Source organism: Halomonas beimenensis, assembly GCF_002549795.1.
In the GTDB taxonomy this organism is placed as follows: domain Bacteria; phylum Pseudomonadota; class Gammaproteobacteria; order Pseudomonadales; family Halomonadaceae; genus Halomonas; species Halomonas beimenensis.
Map to the genome: position 1 here is coordinate 2,803,777 of NZ_CP021435.1, position 17,280 is coordinate 2,821,056.

General features: G+C 69.8%; 15 protein-coding genes. 12 read left to right on the forward strand and 3 right to left on the reverse strand.

The features are described 5' to 3' along the window. Window positions 1-103: 103 nt before the first annotated feature. The 6 genes from BEI_RS13095 to BEI_RS13120 all read left to right on the forward strand — a co-directional run bounded on the left by BEI_RS13095 (window position 104) and on the right by BEI_RS13120 (window position 4,986). Window positions 104-835, forward strand: coding sequence for a murein L,D-transpeptidase catalytic domain family protein (locus BEI_RS13095; RefSeq protein ID WP_097789937.1), 732 nt, complete (start codon window positions 104-106; stop codon window positions 833-835). 363 nt (window positions 836-1,198) lie between these two features. Next, the gene (locus tag BEI_RS13100; protein ID WP_097789938.1) at window positions 1,199-2,548 is read left to right on the forward strand and encodes an MFS transporter; all 1,350 of its coding nucleotides are present in this window, start codon (window positions 1,199-1,201) and stop codon (window positions 2,546-2,548) included. Window positions 2,549-2,673: 125 nt separating this feature from the next. Then, the gene (locus tag BEI_RS13105) at window positions 2,674-3,366 is read left to right on the forward strand and encodes an SDR family oxidoreductase (RefSeq protein ID WP_097789939.1); all 693 of its coding nucleotides are present in this window, start codon (window positions 2,674-2,676) and stop codon (window positions 3,364-3,366) included. Between the two features lie 31 nt (window positions 3,367-3,397). After that, on the forward strand, window positions 3,398-3,886 hold the full coding sequence (locus BEI_RS13110) for a peroxiredoxin (RefSeq protein WP_097789940.1): 489 nt from the start codon (window positions 3,398-3,400) through the stop codon (window positions 3,884-3,886). Window positions 3,887-3,929: 43 nt separating this feature from the next. Then, the gene (locus tag BEI_RS13115) at window positions 3,930-4,361 is read left to right on the forward strand and encodes a GFA family protein (protein WP_097789941.1); all 432 of its coding nucleotides are present in this window, start codon (window positions 3,930-3,932) and stop codon (window positions 4,359-4,361) included. Between the two features lie 214 nt (window positions 4,362-4,575). Continuing rightward, the gene (locus BEI_RS13120) at window positions 4,576-4,986 is read left to right on the forward strand and encodes a GNAT family acetyltransferase (RefSeq protein WP_097789942.1); all 411 of its coding nucleotides are present in this window, start codon (window positions 4,576-4,578) and stop codon (window positions 4,984-4,986) included. 20 nt (window positions 4,987-5,006) lie between these two features. Here the strand turns inward: BEI_RS13120 and cobA are convergent, their stop codons facing one another. Then, window positions 5,007-5,930, reverse strand: a complete 924-nt coding sequence (gene cobA, locus BEI_RS13125; protein WP_097789943.1) for a uroporphyrinogen-III C-methyltransferase — start codon at window positions 5,928-5,930, stop codon at window positions 5,007-5,009. Beyond that, complete coding sequence (locus BEI_RS13130; RefSeq protein ID WP_097789944.1) at window positions 5,887-8,643, reverse strand: nitrate reductase; 2,757 nt, start codon at window positions 8,641-8,643, stop codon at window positions 5,887-5,889. Before BEI_RS13130 ends, cobA begins: the two co-directional genes overlap by 44 nt. Window positions 8,644-9,017: 374 nt before the next feature. Between BEI_RS13130 and BEI_RS13135 the strand changes: the two genes are divergently transcribed. The 6 genes from BEI_RS13135 to BEI_RS13160 all read left to right on the forward strand — a co-directional run bounded on the left by BEI_RS13135 (window position 9,018) and on the right by BEI_RS13160 (window position 16,971). Further along, window positions 9,018-9,611 (forward strand): ANTAR domain-containing response regulator, encoded by a 594-nt coding sequence (locus tag BEI_RS13135; RefSeq protein WP_097791083.1) that lies wholly within the window; start codon window positions 9,018-9,020, stop codon window positions 9,609-9,611. Then, on the forward strand, window positions 9,608-10,639 hold the full coding sequence (locus tag BEI_RS13140; RefSeq protein WP_097789945.1) for a CmpA/NrtA family ABC transporter substrate-binding protein: 1,032 nt from the start codon (window positions 9,608-9,610) through the stop codon (window positions 10,637-10,639). Before BEI_RS13135 ends, BEI_RS13140 begins: the two co-directional genes overlap by 4 nt. Before the next feature lie 236 nt (window positions 10,640-10,875). Next, entirely contained in the window at window positions 10,876-12,183 is a 1,308-nt protein-coding gene (locus BEI_RS13145) for an NAD(P)/FAD-dependent oxidoreductase (RefSeq protein ID WP_097789946.1), read from the forward strand. Next, window positions 12,180-14,669 carry a nitrite reductase large subunit NirB gene (gene nirB / locus BEI_RS13150; protein ID WP_097789947.1) on the forward strand — a complete coding sequence of 830 codons (2,490 nt, stop codon included), beginning with the start codon at window positions 12,180-12,182 and terminating at the stop codon, window positions 14,667-14,669. The genes BEI_RS13145 and nirB overlap by 4 nt, the downstream gene beginning before the upstream one ends. A 271-nt stretch (window positions 14,670-14,940) precedes the next feature. Continuing rightward, complete coding sequence (gene nirD, locus BEI_RS13155; RefSeq protein WP_097789948.1) at window positions 14,941-15,315, forward strand: nitrite reductase small subunit NirD; 375 nt, start codon at window positions 14,941-14,943, stop codon at window positions 15,313-15,315. Window positions 15,316-15,555: 240 nt separating this feature from the next. Further along, entirely contained in the window at window positions 15,556-16,971 is a 1,416-nt protein-coding gene (locus tag BEI_RS13160) for a PhoH family protein (protein ID WP_097789949.1), read from the forward strand. A gap of 76 nt (window positions 16,972-17,047) precedes the next feature. On the opposite strand, the gene BEI_RS13165 is transcribed toward BEI_RS13160, so the two are convergent. Continuing rightward, a complete protein-coding gene (locus tag BEI_RS13165) occupies window positions 17,048-17,266 on the reverse strand; it encodes a hypothetical protein (protein ID WP_097789950.1) in 219 nt (72 codons plus the stop codon). Window positions 17,267-17,280 lie beyond the last annotated feature (14 nt).

Consider the following 17,280-nt stretch of genomic DNA (forward strand, 5'->3'; position numbering starts at 1 on the left):
CTCACCTTTCATGATACGCCCCCCTCGGGCCGCCACCCGCCTGGCCTTCGCCGGCCAGTCGAGCCGGTGAGATTCGCGCAAGCCAACAACACTGGGACTCCGCATGTCATCGCTGCGTTCGCTATGCCGAGCGACGGGCCCCCTGCTGGCCGTCGCCTTCTTGACCCTGACCACCCCCGCCCTCTCGGGGGATTTCCTCGCCCAGGCCCATACGCCGGCCGCCACGCCCGCCGCCCCCCTCGCCCAGCGCCTGACCCGGCTGGCGCCCCAGGCCGATCCCGAGGTCCTGCGCCTGGCGGCCCGCGCCCTGAGTTGTGCCGATCCCGACGCCGAGCGCCTGGCGGTGATCGACTTCTCGCAACCGTCCACCGAGAAACGCCTCTGGGTCTTCGACCTGGCCCGCAATCGTCTGCTGTTCCATGAGCTGGTCTCCCATGGCCAGGGCTCCGGCAACGCCATGGCCCGGGAGTTCTCCAACACGCCGGACAGCCACCAGTCCAGCCTGGGCCTGTTCCGGACCATGAACAGCTATCATGGCCGCAACGGCTACTCCCTGCGCCTGGAGGGCCTGGAACCGGGCGTCAACGACCTGGCCTTCGAGCGGGCCATCGTCATGCATGGCGCCGACTACGTCAGCCAGTCCTTCATCGAGCGCACGGGGCGGCTGGGACGCAGCCATGGCTGCCCGGCGGTACGCTCGGAGGTCGCCGTCCCGCTGATCGACAGCCTCAAGGACAGCCAATACCTCTTCACCTACTACCCCGACCCGGAATGGCTGGCCAGCTCCGAGTTCCTGAGCTGCCCCCGCGGCGACCAGCGCCTGGCCATGCAATAGCGGCCCCGATACGTCGCGTCGCGAGCCACTCGCCTCATCCCCTCGATGGGCTCGACGCGACCTCCGTGCCGCTCGCGACGATCGGCCATCTCCGGCAGGCACCAAGGCGGGGCAAGGCCCCGCCGAGGCCAACGGCCTTGCACCATTCCTCGCCCCCAGCGCGGACATCCTGCGCCCCTCCTCGAACCATAAGCCACTGAAAAAAAATCAAACCACTCAACATGGCAAGCCCCGTGCATCTACCTGACCAGTGAGAGCCGGACGTGGACCAGGCCCCTCCGGGGTACGAGTGCGTCGGACCCGACCTTCAACGGCGAAGGCCCAGGATCGTGTGTTCGAACGTCATTCGACGAGGTATTCCCCATGGAAATCCGCCACAAGGCCAACAGAATCCGCCTGCTCAACTGGAAGATGCCGCAGATGCGCGCCTTCCACTTCTCCTGGTTCGCCTTCCACATCTGCTTCTTCGGTTGGTTCGGCATCGCCCCCTTGATGGCGGTGGTGCGCGACGACCTTGGCCTGACCAAGACCCAGATCGGCAACACCATCATCGCCTCGGTGGCCATCACCGTGATCGTGCGCCTGGCCATCGGTGTCCTGTGTGACAAGATCGGCCCGCGCAAGGCCTACACCTGGCTGCTGTGCCTCGGCTCGCTGCCGGTGATGAGCATCGGCCTGGCCGACAGCTTCGAGACCTTCCTGCTGGCGCGCCTGGCCATCGGCGCCATCGGCGCTTCCTTCGTGATCACCCAGTACCACACCTCGGTGATGTTCGCCCCCAACGTGGTGGGCACCGCCAATGCCACCTCGGCCGGGTGGGGCAACCTGGGCGGCGGCACCACCCAGATCCTGATGCCGCTGGTGTTCTCCGGTATCCTGATGCTCGGCGTCAGCGAGACGCTGGGCTGGCGCCTGGCCATGGTGGTGCCCGGCGTGGTGCTGTTCCTCGTCGGTATCGCCTACTACGTCTTCACCCAGGACGCCCCGGACGGCAACTTCGACGAGCTGCGAGCCCGCGGTGAACTCCCCCAGGCCGATGGCGAGCACGGCATGGGCGCCAGCTTCGCCGCCGCCGCCAGGGACGTGCGCGTCTGGGCCCTGTTCGTGGTCTATGCCGCCTGCTTCGGGGTGGAGCTGACCATCAACAACATCGCCGCCATCTACTTCTTCGATAACTTCGACCTGACGCTGGCCACCGCGGGCATGATCGCCGGCCTGTTCGGCCTGATGAACCTCTTCGCCCGCACCCTGGGCGGCATCTTCTCGGACCTCTTCGCCCGGAATTCGGGCCTCAAGGGCCGCGTGCGCTGGCTGTTCATCGCCATGCTCTGCGAAGGCGTGGCGCTGATGTTCTTCTCGCAGATGCATGTCCTGGCGCTGGCCATCGGCATCATGCTGGTGTTCAGCCTCTTCGTGCAGATGGCCGAGGGCGCGACCTTCGGGGTGGTGCCCTTCATCAACAAGAAGGCCCTGGGCGCCGTGGCCGGCATCGTCGGTGCCGGCGGCAACGCCGGCGCCGTGGCCGCGGGCTTCCTGTTCCGCTCCGAGGCCCTGACCTACCAGGAAGGCCTGTTCTATCTCGGGGTGGCAGTGATCATCGCCTCGCTGTGTGCCCTGGTGGTGCGCTTCTCCCCCGAGGTCGAGGCCGAGGAGAGTGCCGCCTATCAGGAAGCGGTCGGTGCCCAGCCCTCGACGGCCCTGTCGCTGCGCTGAGCCGCACCATCCGTCGCCCGTCAGCGCCACCGCCGCCTCGCCGCGGCGGTGGCGTTCGCGTTTGCAGGGGCCCGGTGTTGTGACCATGCTGGAAGCTGGTCGAATCAACGCAACGGATGAGGACGATGACGGCACGCGTATTCCTGATCACCGGCGCGTCCAGCGGCATCGGCGCCGCCACCGCCCGCGCCGCCTCCCGGGAGGGGTACAAGCTGGTGCTGGCGGCCCGCTCCCGCGAGCGCCTCGACAGCCTGGCCCGGGAACTCGGTCCCGAGAACGTGCTGCCGGTCGTCATGGACGTGACCTCCATGACGGACCAGCAGGCCATGGTGGAACAGGCCCTCGAACGCTTCGGCCGGCTCGATGCGGTGTTCGCCAATGCCGGCCGAGGCGGCTCCCCCGGCGGCTTCAGCGAGGCCGACCACGAGGCCTGGCGAGACATGATCCTCACCAACCTCTATGGGGTAGGCCTCACGGTCCAGGCCACCCTGCCGGCCTTGCGCCGGAGCCGGGGCCATGTCCTGCTCACCGGCTCCGCCGCGGGACGCGCCACCATCCCCGGCTCCATGTACGGGGCCACCAAGTGGGCGGTGACCGGACTCGGCTACAATCTCCGCGAGGAGTTGCGCGGCAGCGGCATCCGGGTGACCCTGATCGAGCCCGGCATGGTCGCCACGCCCTTCTTCGACGAACCACCCGAGCAAGCGCTGGAGGCTCGCGACGTCGCCGCGGCCGTCCTCTATGCCGTCGGCCAGCCCGCGCATGTGGACGTCAACGAGATCCTGGTGCGTCCCACGCCCCCGCTGGCCGAGGAATGAACACCCCTACCAACCGAAAAGGAGTTTCCCCATGACGATCGCCATCGGTGACCGCCTTCCCGACGTCTCGATCAAGACCAACGGCCCCAAGGGGCCCGAGGACCTTTCCACCGGCGACTTCTTCGCCGGCCGCCGGGTGGTGCTGTTCGCCGTGCCCGGCGCCTTCACGCCGGGCTGCTCCAACACCCACATGCCCGGCTTCGTGGTCCGCGCCGACGACATCCTCGCCGCCGGTGCCGACGCCATCGGCTGCCTGGCGGTCAACGACGCCTTCGTGATGGATGCCTGGCAGAAGGACCAGAACGCCGGACAGTTCACCATGCTGGCCGACGGCAACGCCGAGTTCACTCGCGCCCTGGGCCTGGACATGGACGCCAGCGCCGGCGGGATGGGCACCCGCAGCAAGCGCTTCGCCCTGATCGCCAACGACGGCGTGGTGGAGTATCTCGGCGTCGACACCCAGAAGGGCGTGATCGAGGCGAGCAGCGCCGACACCATCCTCGCCCAGCTCAAGGGCTGAAACCGGGCCGCGCCAGGGAATCCCCATTGCCGAGGAGACGACCATGCATAACGATGCCATGACCCTGCGCGGCAGCTGCCTGTGCGGCGCCGTGACCCTGTCGGTGGCGGCCGCCCGCCAGAACATCGGCGCCTGCCACTGCCGGATGTGCCGTACCTGGGGAGGCGGCCCCCTGCTGGCCCTGGAGTCGGTCTCGCGGGTCGAGATCGAGGGCGAGAACAGCGTCAGCATCTACGCCTCCTCGGACTGGGCCGAACGGGCCTTCTGCCGGCATTGCGGCACCCACCTCTTCTACCGGCTCAGGACCGGCGAGCACTACGCCGTGCCGGCGGGGCTCGTCGATGATGGCCAGGCCTGGACCTTCGACACCCAGATCTTCATCGACGACAAGCCCCCCTGGTATGCCTTCGCCAACGCCACCCACGACCTGACCGGTCGCGAGGTGATGGAGGCCTTCGACAAGGGGAGCGACTGAGCCTGCGGCCCTTGGCCGTGCCCATCGGCACGGCCTCCCCCCCTGTCCTTGCATGAGGCGATCGTCTTGGACGGGGCTTGCCCCCGAATGCCTCTTCCGCCGAGCCCATCGGCGGCATCCCGGCAGGCGCTGGCCGGTTCACGCCGGTCTGGTTAAGCTGACCTCCCCCGGCGACGCCCGCGCGACGAGACTCCAGGCCACGAAGACAGCGACGATGATCCCGAGGAAATACCGCGAAGGCGATGCCCCCAGCCTGACCGCCCTGTGGCGGGCCAGCTTTCCCGACTACACCGGCTACAACGCCCCCGAGGCCATTCTCGCGGCCAAGTTGGCCGTGGACGACCATCTCTATGTGATCGAGGACGACGGCGAGGTCGTTGCCAGCTGCCTGGTCGGCTACGACGGCCACCGCGGCTGGCTGTATGCCGTCGCGGTGGCCCCCTCCCACCGAGGGCAAGGTCTCGGCAGGCGCATCGTCGACCATGCCATCGAGCGACTACGCGGGATGGGCTGCGTCAAGGTCAACCTGCAGATCCGTGGCGGAAACGACGCGGTGGCCGACTTCTACCGCCGGCTGGGGTTCGATATCGAGGAGCGCATCAGCATGGGACGCCGGCTGACCTGAGCCAGCCAGACGCCCATGCCTCAGGCCGGCTCGCCTCGCGCGAGCGGCGTCACCCGGCTGGCTTCGGCCATCCGCACCACGCTGCCCACGATGATCAGGCAAGGCGACGGCAGGGGGCTTGCCTCGAGGCGCGCCGGCATGTCCGCCAGGGTGCCGACGAGCGAACGCTGGCCGGGCAGACTGGCGTTGGCGACCAGCAGGATCGGCCAGTCGTCGGGCAGCCCGGCGCCGCGCAGGCCGGCGCAGATCGCCTCCACCTTGACCAGCCCCATGTAGAAGACCAGGGTCTCGTCCCGCCGGGCCAGGGCACCCCAGTCGGGTTCGCCGCCCGTGCGGCATTGCTGGGCGGTGACCAGGCGCAGTTGCTGGGCGTGGGCACGGTCGGTGAGCGGGATCCCCATGGCGGCGCAGGCCGCCGAGGCGGCGGTGATGCCGGGCACGACCTGCGTCGGCACCCCCGCCTCGGCCAGCGCGGCGAGCTCCTCGCCCATGCGCCCGAACACCCCGGGATCGCCGCCCTTGAGGCGCACCACGGCCTTGCCCTCGCCGGCCAGGCGCACCAGCAGGGCGCCGATCTCGGCCTGGGGCACGCTGTGGTGACCCCGCGCCTTGCCCACGTAGTAGCGCTCGCGACCGGCGGGGATCAGCGCCAGCACCTCCTCGCCGACCAGGCGGTCGTAGACCACGGCGTCGGCCTGGGCGAGCAATCGCGCCGCCTTCAGGGTCAGCAGCTCGACATCGCCGCTGCCGGCGCCGACCAGGTAGACGCGTCCGGACCGACACTCGCCGCGCAGCGAGAGCCGGGCGGCATCATCGTCCGACCGCCCTGCCGTGACGCCCTGCCACCAGCGCGAGGCGTCACGGCCCAGGCGCGCCAGGGCGGCGATCGGGCTCAGGCCCTCAAGCGACGTGAACGGCTTTCGGGGCTTGCTCAGCACGCGCATGGTCATCCTCCTCTTCCGGATCGGCTCCGGCGGTGTCTTCGATCAGGGACTTGAGTTCGGGCAGGCAGCTGCCGCACTGGGTGCCGCAGGCCAGCCTCGCCCCCAGGGCCTCGACACTGGTGTCGCCGGCCTGGATGGCCTCGACGATGGCCTTCTGGCCCACCTGGTGGCAGCTGCATACCAGGGGGCCGGCATCGGCCTCGCCGGCGTCGCAGCCAGCCAGCAGCCGCCGGCGCCGATCGGCCGTCAGGGGCTGCCCTCGGCTCGACTCGGCGAAGCGCTCGTCGAGCCAGGCCAGCCCCGGCAGCTCGGCGGGCGGGGCCACCATCAGCCACCAGCGGAGGCGGCCGTCCTCGAGGCCCGCGGCGCGCAGCCGACCGCCGGCCGGGTCGTCGCACCACAGGGTCGGCGCCGTGGGCAGCCAGCGCTGCACCCAGGCCAGCCAGTCGCGGGGCTCGCCGGGCTTCCCCCTGGCGAGCTGCCAGCGCTGGCAGTGGGCCAGCGGAATGCGCGCCCAGTAGGCGCCGTCGTCGCGCCCCTCGAACTCGCCGCCCGAGGCGTCGTCGCTGGCCATCAGCAGGGTCGCCTCCCAGCCCACCTCGAGCGCCGCCAGCGCCACCGCGCCGTGCTTGGTCTCGGGCTGACCGGAGATCGGGTCGAGGTGGGCGGCAAGCAGGCGTCCCGCGCGCGCCGCGCCGCTGAAACGATCGGTCCAGTGCATGGGCACGAAGACCTCGCCGCGACGCTGGCCCTTGGTCAGCCGCACCCGGCCGCGATACTCGCCGCCGGCGCCGGTCAGCCGCGCCAGCTGCTGGTCGCCCACGCCGAACGTCGCGGCATCCTCGGGGGTAATCTCGACGAACGGCTCGGCACGGTGGTTCATCAGGCGCGGCGCCCGGGCGGTCCGGGTCATGGTGTGCCACTGGTCGCGCACCCGACCGGTGTTGAGGCGCAGCGGGCGCGACTCGCCGAGCGCTTGAGCGGGGCCACGCGGCCGCACCGGCATCAACCGGGCCAGGCCGTCCGCCGTGGCGAAGCGGCCATCCTCGAACAGTCGCGTAGTGCCTCGCGGCGCGGCTCGGGTGACCGGCCACTGGACGGGCGCCAGGGCGTCGTAGGCCTCGCGGTCGAGCTCGGCCAGCGCCGAGATATCGAATATCCGGTTGCCGTCGTTCTCGAAGCCCGACAGCCGGGCGTGCTCGACGAAGATCTCGGCGGGGTGCTCATAGGCGAAGGCCTCGCCATAGCCCAGGCGCCGGGCTACCTCGCAGACGATCCACCAGTCGTGGCGTGCCTCCCCGGGGGGCGGCAGCAGGCCGCGCTGGCGCGAGATGCGCCGCTCGGAGTTGGTCACGGTGCCGTCCTTCTCCGACCAGGAGGAGGCCGGCAGCACGATGTCGGCGTAGGGCAGCAGGTCGGTGTCGGCCATGCACTCGGAGACGATCACCAGCGGGCACTTCGCCAGCGCCGCCCGCACGCGGTCGGCGTCGGGCAGGCTGACCGCCGGGTTGGTGGCCATCACCCACAGCGCCCGGACCTCGCCGCGCTCGATGGCCTCGAACAGCTCCACGGCCTTGTGTCCCGGCCCCTCGGGCAGGGTCGGCACCAGGGTCTCGGTGGCCCAGAAGCGCGTGACCCGGTCGATGGCTCCGGGCGAGTCGTAGTCCATGTGGGCCGCCAGCTGGTTGGCCAGCCCGCCCACCTCGCGGCCCCCCATGGCGTTGGGCTGGCCGGTGATCGAGAAGGGCCCGGCGCCGGGCAGCCCGATCTTGCCGCCGGCCAGGTGGCAGTTGATGATCGCCTGGCACTTGTCGGTGCCGCTGGACGACTGGTTGATGCCCTGGGAGTAGAGGGTCACCACGTGCAGCTGGCTGGCGAACCAGTAGAAGAAGGTCTCCAGACGCTCCGGGTCGAGATCGCAGTCGGCGGCGATGGCCTCGACGGCGGCGTCGTCCTCGCGGGCCGCGGCCAGTGCCGCCTCGACCCCTTGGGTGTGCCGCTCCAGGTAGAGCCGGTCGAGCCTGCCCTTGTCGGCCATCCAGGCCAGCAGGCCGTTGAACAGCCGGGCGTCGCTGCCGGGCCTGAGTCCCAGGTAGAGGTCGGCGATCTCGCAGGTGTCGGTGACTCGGGGATCGATCACCACCACCCGCATCAAGGGATTGCGCATCTTGGCGGTGCGCAGTCGCTGATAGAGCACCGGATGGTTCCAGGCCAGGTTGGAGCCCACCAGCACGACCAGTTCGGCTTCCTCCAGGTCCTCGTAGCTGCAGGGCACGGCGTCGGCGCCCAGCGCGCGCTTGTAGGCGGCCACCGCCGAGGCCATGCACAGCCGGGAGTTGGTATCCAGGTGCGGCGTGCCGAGGAAGCCCTTGAACAGCTTGTTGGCGACGTAGTAGTCCTCGGTGAGCAGCTGCCCCGACAGGTAGGCCGCCAGGGCCCCTTCGCCCGCGGTGTCGCGGGTGGCCTGGAGCCGTTCGGCCACGGCGTCGAGCGCGGTGTCCCAGTCGACCTCGACGCCGTCGACCCGGGGGCGCGTCAGGCGGCCGTGACTCCCCAGGGTCTCGGCAAGCGCCGAGCCCTTGACGCATAACCGTCCATAGTTGGCGGGATGGTCCCCGTCGCCCTCCACGCCGTGGAGGCGTCCGTCCTCGATGTCGGCCCTCACGCCACAGCCGACGCCGCAGTAGGGGCAGGTGGTTCGAGCCTGATGCATTGGTGCACTCCTCGATAGCGATCGCGGGTCCCGGAACGACGACGCCCACCGTCCACACCGGCAAGGGCCGAGGTGGAGGGTGGGCGTCGTTGCCATGGGCCGCCGACGCGGCGGCCCGGGATGATATGCCTGTACTGGCAAGAGTCAAGCAAGTGGCGTGCCATCCTCGGTGAGGCGCGTCGCGGCGGGCTTGCCTCCTCGCTCCCGTGGCGCATCTTGCACCAGGCCGCAGCGACGAGGGCCCGCCACGCCCTCCGGAGGTGCAGCGTCCGTCGCCGCCGAGCGGGAAGCGCGCCTTGAGCGCCGGCCGCGCCGTCGATGGAATGCTTCTTGCAAGAGCACGGGCAATGACCAAGACCACGAGCCATACCCCCATGCCCCAGCCCTTGCGAATCCTGCTGGTGGACGACGAGACCGTCCGCGCCGCCATGGTCGAGGAAGCCCTCGGCCGAGAAGGCCACGAGGTGATCTGCCGCCTTCAGGGGCCCTCGAGCCTCAACGACATGGTCGCCCGTCATGCGCCCGACGTGGTGATCATCGACATGGAATCTCCCGACCGGGACACCCTCGACAGCATGGCGCTGCTCAACCGGGAGAACCCGCGACCGGTGGTCTTCTTCGCCGACCAGCACGAGCCCGACACGATGCAGGCCGCCCTCGCGGCCGGCGTCAGCGCCTATGTGGTGGACGGCCTGGTGCCGGGTCGGGTCAAGGCGATCCTCGAGGTGGCCATCGCCCGCTTCGATGCCTTCCAGTCGCTGCGTCAGGAGCTCGATCGCGCCCGGGGCCAGTTGGCCGACCGCAAGCGCATCGAGCGGGCCAAGGGCCTGCTGATGAAGCACCAGGACTGCGACGAGCCCCAGGCCTACCGGATGCTGCGCAAGCTGGCCATGGACCGCGGCCAGCGCATCGGCGAGGTGGCCGCCAACGTGATCGATATCCTCGAAGGACTGGAGAAAGGCCAATGAGCATGTCCCACGCCCCCGAGCGCCCTCGCCTGACCCTGGGCTTCGTCCCCCTGCTGGACGCCGCCCTGCCGATCATCGCCCGGGAAGGCGGCTTCTTCGCCGCCGAGGGGCTCGACGTCACGCTGTCCCGCGAGAGCGCCTGGTCGACCCTGCGCGACAAGCTCGCCGCCGGCCTGCTCGATGGCGCCCAGCTGCTCGCCCCCCTGCCGCTGGCCATGAGCCTGGGGCTCTCGGGCCCGCCCTGCGACACCCTGGCTCCGCTGGTGCTGGGACGCAACGGCAACACCCTGGTGCTGTCGCACCGCTGGGCGCAGGGCATGGCCGCCCCCTACGACGACACCCCCGGAGGTCGGGACCCGGCCGTCAACGCCCGCGACTTCGCCGCCCGGCTGCGACACCGTGGCGCCCCGAGGCCGCGGCTGGCCATGGTGCACCCCTTCTCCAGCCACCATTTCCAGCTGCGCGACTGGCTGGCCCTGGACGGCCTCGACCCCGACGCCGACGTCGAACTGGTGGCCCTGCCGCCATCGCGCATGGTCGAGGCGCTCGAGCTGGGACGCATCGATGGCTTCTGCGTCGGCGAGCCCTGGGGCACCCAGGCCGCGCATCGCGGCGGCGGCCGTATCGTCGCCACCGGCGCCCAGCTATGGCCCGGTCACCCGGAGAAGATGCTGGGCGTGACTCGGCAATGGGCCGAACGCCATCCGCTCACCCTGACGGCCATGATCCGCGCCCCGATCGCCGCCGCCGACTGGCTGTCCGCCTCGCCCGAGCATCGACGCCAGGCACGAGACTGGCTGGCCCTGCCGCCCTACCTGGACCGCGCCCTGGACCACCTGCCGACCCTGCCGCTGGGCGAGGCGCCGGTCGATCAGCGCTTCACGGCCCTGCGCCCCGAGGCCGGCCAACTGGGGGCCGTGGTGGAACACCTGGCCCGCCAGCTCGGCGGCTCCCTCGACCGCAACCGGATCGACGCCTGCTACAGCGCCGTGCACTTCGATGCCGCCGCGCACCAGGGCTGTGCATGACCCGGGACAGAGGCCAGGGAGGCCTGCCCTCGGGCAGGCCAATAGCCACTACAACTCACTGTATTGATTGATAGTTATACAAAACTGGCCCGATACTTGATTGGTACTGGGCGAACGAAGGGCCCCGGCCCCGGCGGTCAACGGCGATCGCACATCGAATGCCAGACGAAGACGTCTCCATGCTCCCCACAGCCGGGGAGCGTCGAGGCGTCTTCTGCGTTTCAGGAGGAAATCCCATGTGCTCCGATGGCTCCATACGGCCTCAGGCGGCGGCCCGCCCCATCGATCACCTGGTGATCGTCGGCAACGGCATGGCCGGACAGCGTCTGGTCGAAGGCCTGGTCCGCCGCGACGGCGCCCCCCGCCGCATCACCCTGATCGGCGAGGAACCCTGCCCCGCCTACAACCGCATCCTGCTCTCGCCGCTGCTGGCCGGCGAGATGAAACGCGAGGCGCTGACCCTGCGCGACACCGACTGGTACGCCGCACAGGGCGTCGAACTGGTGCTCGGCGAGCGGGTCGAGGGCATCGACCGGCAGGCCCAGCGGGTGACCACCGACGCCGGCCGCGAACTCGGCTACGACCGCCTGGTGCTGGCCACCGGGTCGCGGCCGGCCATGCCGCCGATTCCCGGCCTCGAGCTCGATGGCGTTCATGCCTTTCGCGATCTCGATGACGCCGCGGCGCTGGTCGATTGCTCCCGGACCCGGGGCGGCGGGCGCGCGGTGGTGATCGGCGGCGGCCTGCTGGGCCTGGAGGCCGCCGAGGGCCTGCGCAAGCGCGGCATGAGGGTGAGCGTCGTCCAGCGTGACGCGCGGCTGATGAACCGCCAGCTCGACGCCACCGCCGCCGGCCTGCTGGAAGACGAACTCGCGACGCGCGGGCTCGAGATCATCACCGGCGGCAGGCTCGATCGCCTGGAGGCCGACGACGACGGCCATGTCAGCGGCGCCCGCCTGGCGGATGGCCGCTTGTTGCCCGCCGATTGCGTGGTGGTGGCCATCGGGATCGCGCCCAATGCCGAGCTGGGCCGCCTGGCCGGCCTCGAGGTCGACCGCGCGGTCGTCGTCGACGCCCACCTGACCAGTTCCGACCCGGCGATCCATGCCCTGGGCGAGTGCTGCCAGTTCGAGGGCCGGACCTATGGGCTGGTCGAGCCGATCTGGCGCCAGGTCGAGGTGCTCGCCGCCCACCTGGCCGGCGAACGTCCCGACGGCTACGTGGAGGCCCCCACCGCCACCAAGCTCAAGGTCAGCGGCGTGTCGCTGTATGCCTTCGGCCCCATCGAGGCCGACGACGACCATGAGGTGCTGACCTATCACGATCCGCAGCATGGCGACTACCGCCGCCTGCTGTTGCGTGCCGGCAGGCTCGAGGGCGCCGTCCTCTACGGTGACACCGCCGCCGGCCCCTGGTACTTCGCGCAGTCGCTGGCCGGCCGCGACCTGAGCCCCTGCCGCCAGGCGCTGCTGTTCGGCCAGGCCGACGCCACGACGCTTCTCGACGCCCCGACGTCCACCCCCCTGCAGGAGGAGGCCGCATGAACGAGCCCCAGTTGATCATCATCGGTAACGGCATGGTCGGCCATCATCTGGTCGAGCAACTCATCGAACGCGGCGCCACCGCCCAGTACCGCATCACGGTGTTCGGGGAAGAGCGCCATCGCGCCTACGACCGCGTCCACCTGTCCGAGTACTTCGCCGGCCGGGACGCCCAGTCGCTGGCCCTGTGCGACGCCGACTTCTACGCCACGAACGGCGTCGAGCTGCGTCTTCACGAGGCGGTGACCGCCATCGACCGCGACAGGGCCGAGGTAGTCACCGACCAGGGGCGCTACCCCTATGACCGGCTGGTGCTGGCCACCGGCTCCTACCCCTTCGTGCCGCCGATTCCCGGCCACGAGCGCGACAACTGCCTGGTCTACCGCACCCTGGACGACCTGGACGCCATCCGTGCGGCGGCCGAGAACGCCACCACCGGGGTGGTGGTCGGTGGCGGCCTGCTGGGCCTCGAGGCGGCCAACGCCCTGCGCGGCCTCGAGCTCGACACCGCCGTGGTCGAGTTCGCCCCGCGGCTGATGCCGATGCAGGTCGACGCCGAGGGCGGCGAACTGCTGCGCGAGAAGATCGAGTCCCTGGGCGTGCAGGTGCTCACCGACCGTGCTACCCAGCGCATCGAGGACGGCGAGGCCAGCTTCCATCGCATGGTGTTCCAGGACGACAAGGTGCTGGAGACCGACCTGATCGTGTTCTCCGCCGGCATTCGCCCCCGCGACGAGCTGGCCCGCGACTGCGCCCTGGAGATGGGCGAGCGCGGCGGCGTGGTGATCGACGACCGCTGCCTGACCAGCGACCCGGCGATCCTGGCCGTCGGCGAGGTGGCGCTGTGGAACGACAGCATCTTCGGCCTGGTGGCCCCGGGCTACCGGATGGCCAAGGCCGCCGCCGATACCCTGTGTGGAGGCGAGACCACCTTCACCGGTGCCGACATGAGCACCAAGCTCAAGCTGCTCGGCGTCGACGTGGGCGCCATCGGCGACGCCCACGGCAACCGAAACCCGAGTGCGCGGACCTTCCGCTACCTGGACGAGATCAAGCAGGAGTATCGCAAGCTGGTGGTCTCCGGCGACGGCAGGAAGCTGCTCGGCGCCATGCTGGTGGGCGACAACGCCACCTACGACACCCTGATGCAGTACTACGCCAACGGCCTGGAGCTGCCCGAGGATCCGGCCTCGCTGATCCTGCCCTCCACCGAGGGCGCGCCGACGCTGGGCGCGGACGCCCTGCCCGACGGCGCCACCATCTGCTCGTGCCACAACGTCACCAAGGGCGCGATCTGCGCGACCCTCGATGCCGGCGCCACCGACCTGGGGGCCGTCAAGGCCGAGACCAAGGCGAGCACCGGTTGCGGCGGCTGCGCGGCGCTGCTCAAGAGCGTGGTCGACCATGAGCTCGAGGCCCGCGGTGTGGAGGTCGACCAGTCGATCTGCGAGCACTTCGCCCACACCCGCCAGGAGCTCTACGACATCGTCCGCGTCGAGGGCATCAAGACCTTCGGCGAGCTGATCGACCGCCACGGCCACGGCCTGGGCTGCGACATCTGCAAGCCGGCGGTGGCCTCGATCCTGGCCTCCTGCTTCAACGAGCCGATCACCGACGCCGCGCACATCCCGCTGCAGGACACCAACGACACCTTCATGGCCAACATGCAGAAGAACGGCACCTACTCGGTGGTGCCACGTGTCCCCGGCGGCGAGATCACCCCGGACAGGCTGGTGGTGCTCGGCCGGGTCGCCCAGAAGTACGGCCTCTACACCAAGGTCACCGGCGGCCAGCGCATCGACCTCTTCGGCGCCCGCCTCGAGGACCTGCCCGACATCTGGGGCGAGCTGATCGAGGCCGGCTTCGAGACCGGCCACGCCTACGGCAAGTCGGTGCGCACCGTGAAGTCCTGCGTGGGCAGCACCTGGTGCCGCTACGGGGTGGCCGACAGCGTGGGCATGGCGATCCGGCTCGAGCACCGCTACAAGGGCCTGCGCTCGCCGCACAAGCTCAAGTTCGCGGTCTCCGGCTGCACCCGCGAGTGCGCCGAGGCCCAGAGCAAGGACGTCGGCGTGATCGCCACCGAGCACGGCTGGAACCTCTACGTCTGCGGCAACGGCGGCATGCGCCCGCGCCACGCCGAGCTGCTGGCCACCGACCTGGACGACGCGCAGCTGATCCAGGCCATCGATCGCTTCCTGATGTTCTACGTGCGCACCGCCGACCGGTTGCAGCGCACCTCGGTGTGGCGCGAGAACCTGGAGGGCGGCCTGGACTACCTCAGGGAGGTGGTGCTCGAGGATAGCCTGGGAATCGGCGACGAGCTCGAGGCGCAGATGCGCACCGTCATCGACGCCTACGAGTGCGAGTGGGCGGGTGCCCTGAACGACCCGGAGAAGCTCAAGCGCTTCCGCAGCTTCGTCAACGACGCGCGTCCCGACCCGGACATCATAGTGACCGAGGAGCGCGGCCAGCTCCGGCCTGCGTAAGGAAATGGCTGCGCGAGCGCACCCGACAGACCAGGCCGACGGCGTCTGCGTCACGTCGGATGCGCCTTCGGCTTATCCGACCTACAAGCTACCCGCCACAGGAAAGTCGACACGAGTCGTGGGAGCGCAGCTTGCTGCGCGATGGGCGAGCATCCCCCGGGTCTGGCCCCAGGTAGCCGCCAACCGCCATCGCGATCTAAAGATCGCTCCCACCTTTCTTCGGCAGGCCCTGGAGCCCTGACCCAGCCACCCACAAGCCAAGGAGTGTTCCATGACTAACGCAACCGCAGCAGCCCCGACCACGACCGCGACCTGGCAGCCCCTGTGCTCGCGGGACGACCTGGTTCCCCATTCCGGCGTCGCCGCCTGGCTCGAGACCGCCGATGGCCCGGCCCAGGTGGCGCTCTTCTACCTGCCCGGCCAGGACACCGAGCTCTACGCCCTGGACCACCGCGACCCCTTCGCCGGCGCCAACGTCATCGCCCGCGGCATCGTCGGCGACCTGGACGGCGAGCCGGTGGTGGCCTCGCCGCTCTACAAGCAGCACTTTCGGCTCCGCGACGGCCGCTGCCTCGAGGACGAGACGGTGCACCTGCGTACCTGGACGGTCCGCTTCGACGACGACCGGGTCATGATCCTGGCCTGAGCGCCTCAGGGAAGGCGTTGCGTTGGTGGCCCGAATTGTGCAGTACGGCACAGTTGGGCCATGCTTGAAGCCGAGTGGCAAATATTGCGGTCACATGAAAACGGGAGGTGCGCACGACTAGAAACCGTCAGGCCGGCACGTCACGCCCTGTCATGGATCTGACATCCCGCGCTGACAGTGTCGACATCGAGGCGTCATCTTACTGACGCCGTTCCGGTGACAATCAGGAGAGCTGCGCCGATGGTACGCATCGACAAGAAGGCCACCCGGCTTTACGTGCTGGACACCAACGTCCTGATCCACGACCCCGCCGCCCTCTATCAGTTCGATGAGCACGAAGTGGTGATCCCCATGACCGTGCTCGAGGAGCTCGACAAGCACAAGAACGGCATCCGCGAAATCGCCCGTACCGCCCGGCAAGTCAGCCGGACCCTGTCGGACCTCACCGCCAACGTCGACCTCGGCCAGATCCGCGATGGCATTCCCATCCCCCGGCTGTCCGGCTCCGAGGGCCGGCTACGCCTGCTGTGCTACGACGACCTGTCGATGCCGGAGCACCTGGAGGACAGCCCCGACAACCGCCTGCTGGCCGAGACCTGCCGGCTGCGCGACGAACGCCCCGATGCCTCGGTGATCCTGGTCACCAAGGACATCAACCTGCGGGTCAAGGCCGCGGCCCTGGGCGTGCCGGTGGAGGACTATCTCACCGACCGCGCCTTCGACGACACCGACGCCATGATCGGCGGCGCCCGGATCTATCCCGAGGCAGGGGGGGACGGCAGCGGCCTGTGGGAAAGCCTCAAGGTCGAGGTGAAGGTCGAGCGCGAGGACGGCGGCCAGGTGATCTATCGCCTCGCCGGCGAGATCCCGGGCGACTGGCACCTGGGCATGCTGGTGTCCGACAGCGACGACGGGGCCAGCTTCGAGGCGGTGATCCGCGATCTCGGCCCCCGCCACGCCGCGCTGGAACTGCTCACCAACTACCGCCACGGCGCCAGCGTCTGGGGCGTGCACGCCCACGACAGCCGGCAGAACTTCACCCTGAACCTGCTGATGGACGACGACATCGACCTGGTCACCATCGCCGGCAGCGCCGGTACCGGCAAGACCTTCATGACGCTCGCCGCGGCCTTCCAGCAGACGCTGGACGCCAAGCGCTTCGAGCGGGTGGTGTTCACCCGGGCGCCGATCTCGATGAGCGAGGACATCGGCTACCTGCCCGGCACCGAGGAGGAGAAGATGTCGCCCTGGATGGGCGCCTTCCACGACAACATGGACAACCTGCTGCGCGACGAGCATGACGGCAGCACCAGCTGGGACCAGGAGGCCACCCGCCAGCTGCTCGGCTCCCGGGTGCAGATCCGTGCCCCCGGCTTCATGCGCGGGCGCACCCTCAACGACACCTTCCTGATCATCGACGAGGCCCAGAACTTCACGCCCAAGCAGCTCAAGTCCCTGATCACCCGGGCCGGACGCAACACCAAGATCGTCTGCCTGGGGAACGTGGGACAGATCGACACCCCCTACCTCACCGCCAACACCTGCGGCATGGCGGCGGTGGTGCAGCACTTCCGCGACTGGCCCCACGCCGGCCATGTCACCCTGAAGAGCGTGGAACGCTCGCGCCTGGCACTGGCCGGCGAGGAACTGCTCTGAGCGTCACCGGAGCCTGATCCTGGACGGCACGGGCCGGCACCGAAAGGTGCCGGCCCGTCAGCATTCCACCCCGCTCTCAGGGGCCGCGGTTGACCGCCTTCTCGATCAGCGCCTCGCTCTCGCTGCCAGGGCCCTGACGCAGCACCGTCTGGGCCTCGTGGTAGAGGCAGACGAAGCGCTGGCAGGAGGCGCAGTGGACCTGGTCGTCGGGGTTCTTGATGCTGGAGACGCGCATCAGGTGGCTCCCGCAGTTGGGGCAGGCCACGGGCAGACGGAAATCCTCGGACAATGTCATCGACTTCTCCTTCG

Coding starts and splice junctions, on each gene's coding strand:
- BEI_RS13140 (WP_097789945.1), top strand. CDS start 9,608: ATGAGCATGTCCCACGCCCCCGAGCGCCCTCGCCTGACCCTGGGCTTC.
- nirB (WP_097789947.1), top strand. CDS start 12,180: ATGAACGAGCCCCAGTTGATCATCATCGGTAACGGCATGGTCGGCCAT.
- BEI_RS13120 (WP_097789942.1), top strand. CDS start 4,576: ATGATCCCGAGGAAATACCGCGAAGGCGATGCCCCCAGCCTGACCGCC.
- BEI_RS13130 (WP_097789944.1), bottom strand. CDS start 8,643: ATGCATCAGGCTCGAACCACCTGCCCCTACTGCGGCGTCGGCTGTGGC.
- BEI_RS13105 (WP_097789939.1), top strand. CDS start 2,674: ATGACGGCACGCGTATTCCTGATCACCGGCGCGTCCAGCGGCATCGGC.
- BEI_RS13160 (WP_097789949.1), top strand. CDS start 15,556: ATGGTACGCATCGACAAGAAGGCCACCCGGCTTTACGTGCTGGACACC.
- nirD (WP_097789948.1), top strand. CDS start 14,941: ATGACTAACGCAACCGCAGCAGCCCCGACCACGACCGCGACCTGGCAG.
- BEI_RS13135 (WP_097791083.1), top strand. CDS start 9,018: ATGCCCCAGCCCTTGCGAATCCTGCTGGTGGACGACGAGACCGTCCGC.
- BEI_RS13115 (WP_097789941.1), top strand. CDS start 3,930: ATGCATAACGATGCCATGACCCTGCGCGGCAGCTGCCTGTGCGGCGCC.
- BEI_RS13095 (WP_097789937.1), top strand. CDS start 104: ATGTCATCGCTGCGTTCGCTATGCCGAGCGACGGGCCCCCTGCTGGCC.
- cobA (WP_097789943.1), bottom strand. CDS start 5,930: ATGCGCGTGCTGAGCAAGCCCCGAAAGCCGTTCACGTCGCTTGAGGGC.
- BEI_RS13165 (WP_097789950.1), bottom strand. CDS start 17,266: ATGACATTGTCCGAGGATTTCCGTCTGCCCGTGGCCTGCCCCAACTGC.
- BEI_RS13100 (WP_097789938.1), top strand. CDS start 1,199: ATGGAAATCCGCCACAAGGCCAACAGAATCCGCCTGCTCAACTGGAAG.
- BEI_RS13110 (WP_097789940.1), top strand. CDS start 3,398: ATGACGATCGCCATCGGTGACCGCCTTCCCGACGTCTCGATCAAGACC.
- BEI_RS13145 (WP_097789946.1), top strand. CDS start 10,876: ATGTGCTCCGATGGCTCCATACGGCCTCAGGCGGCGGCCCGCCCCATC.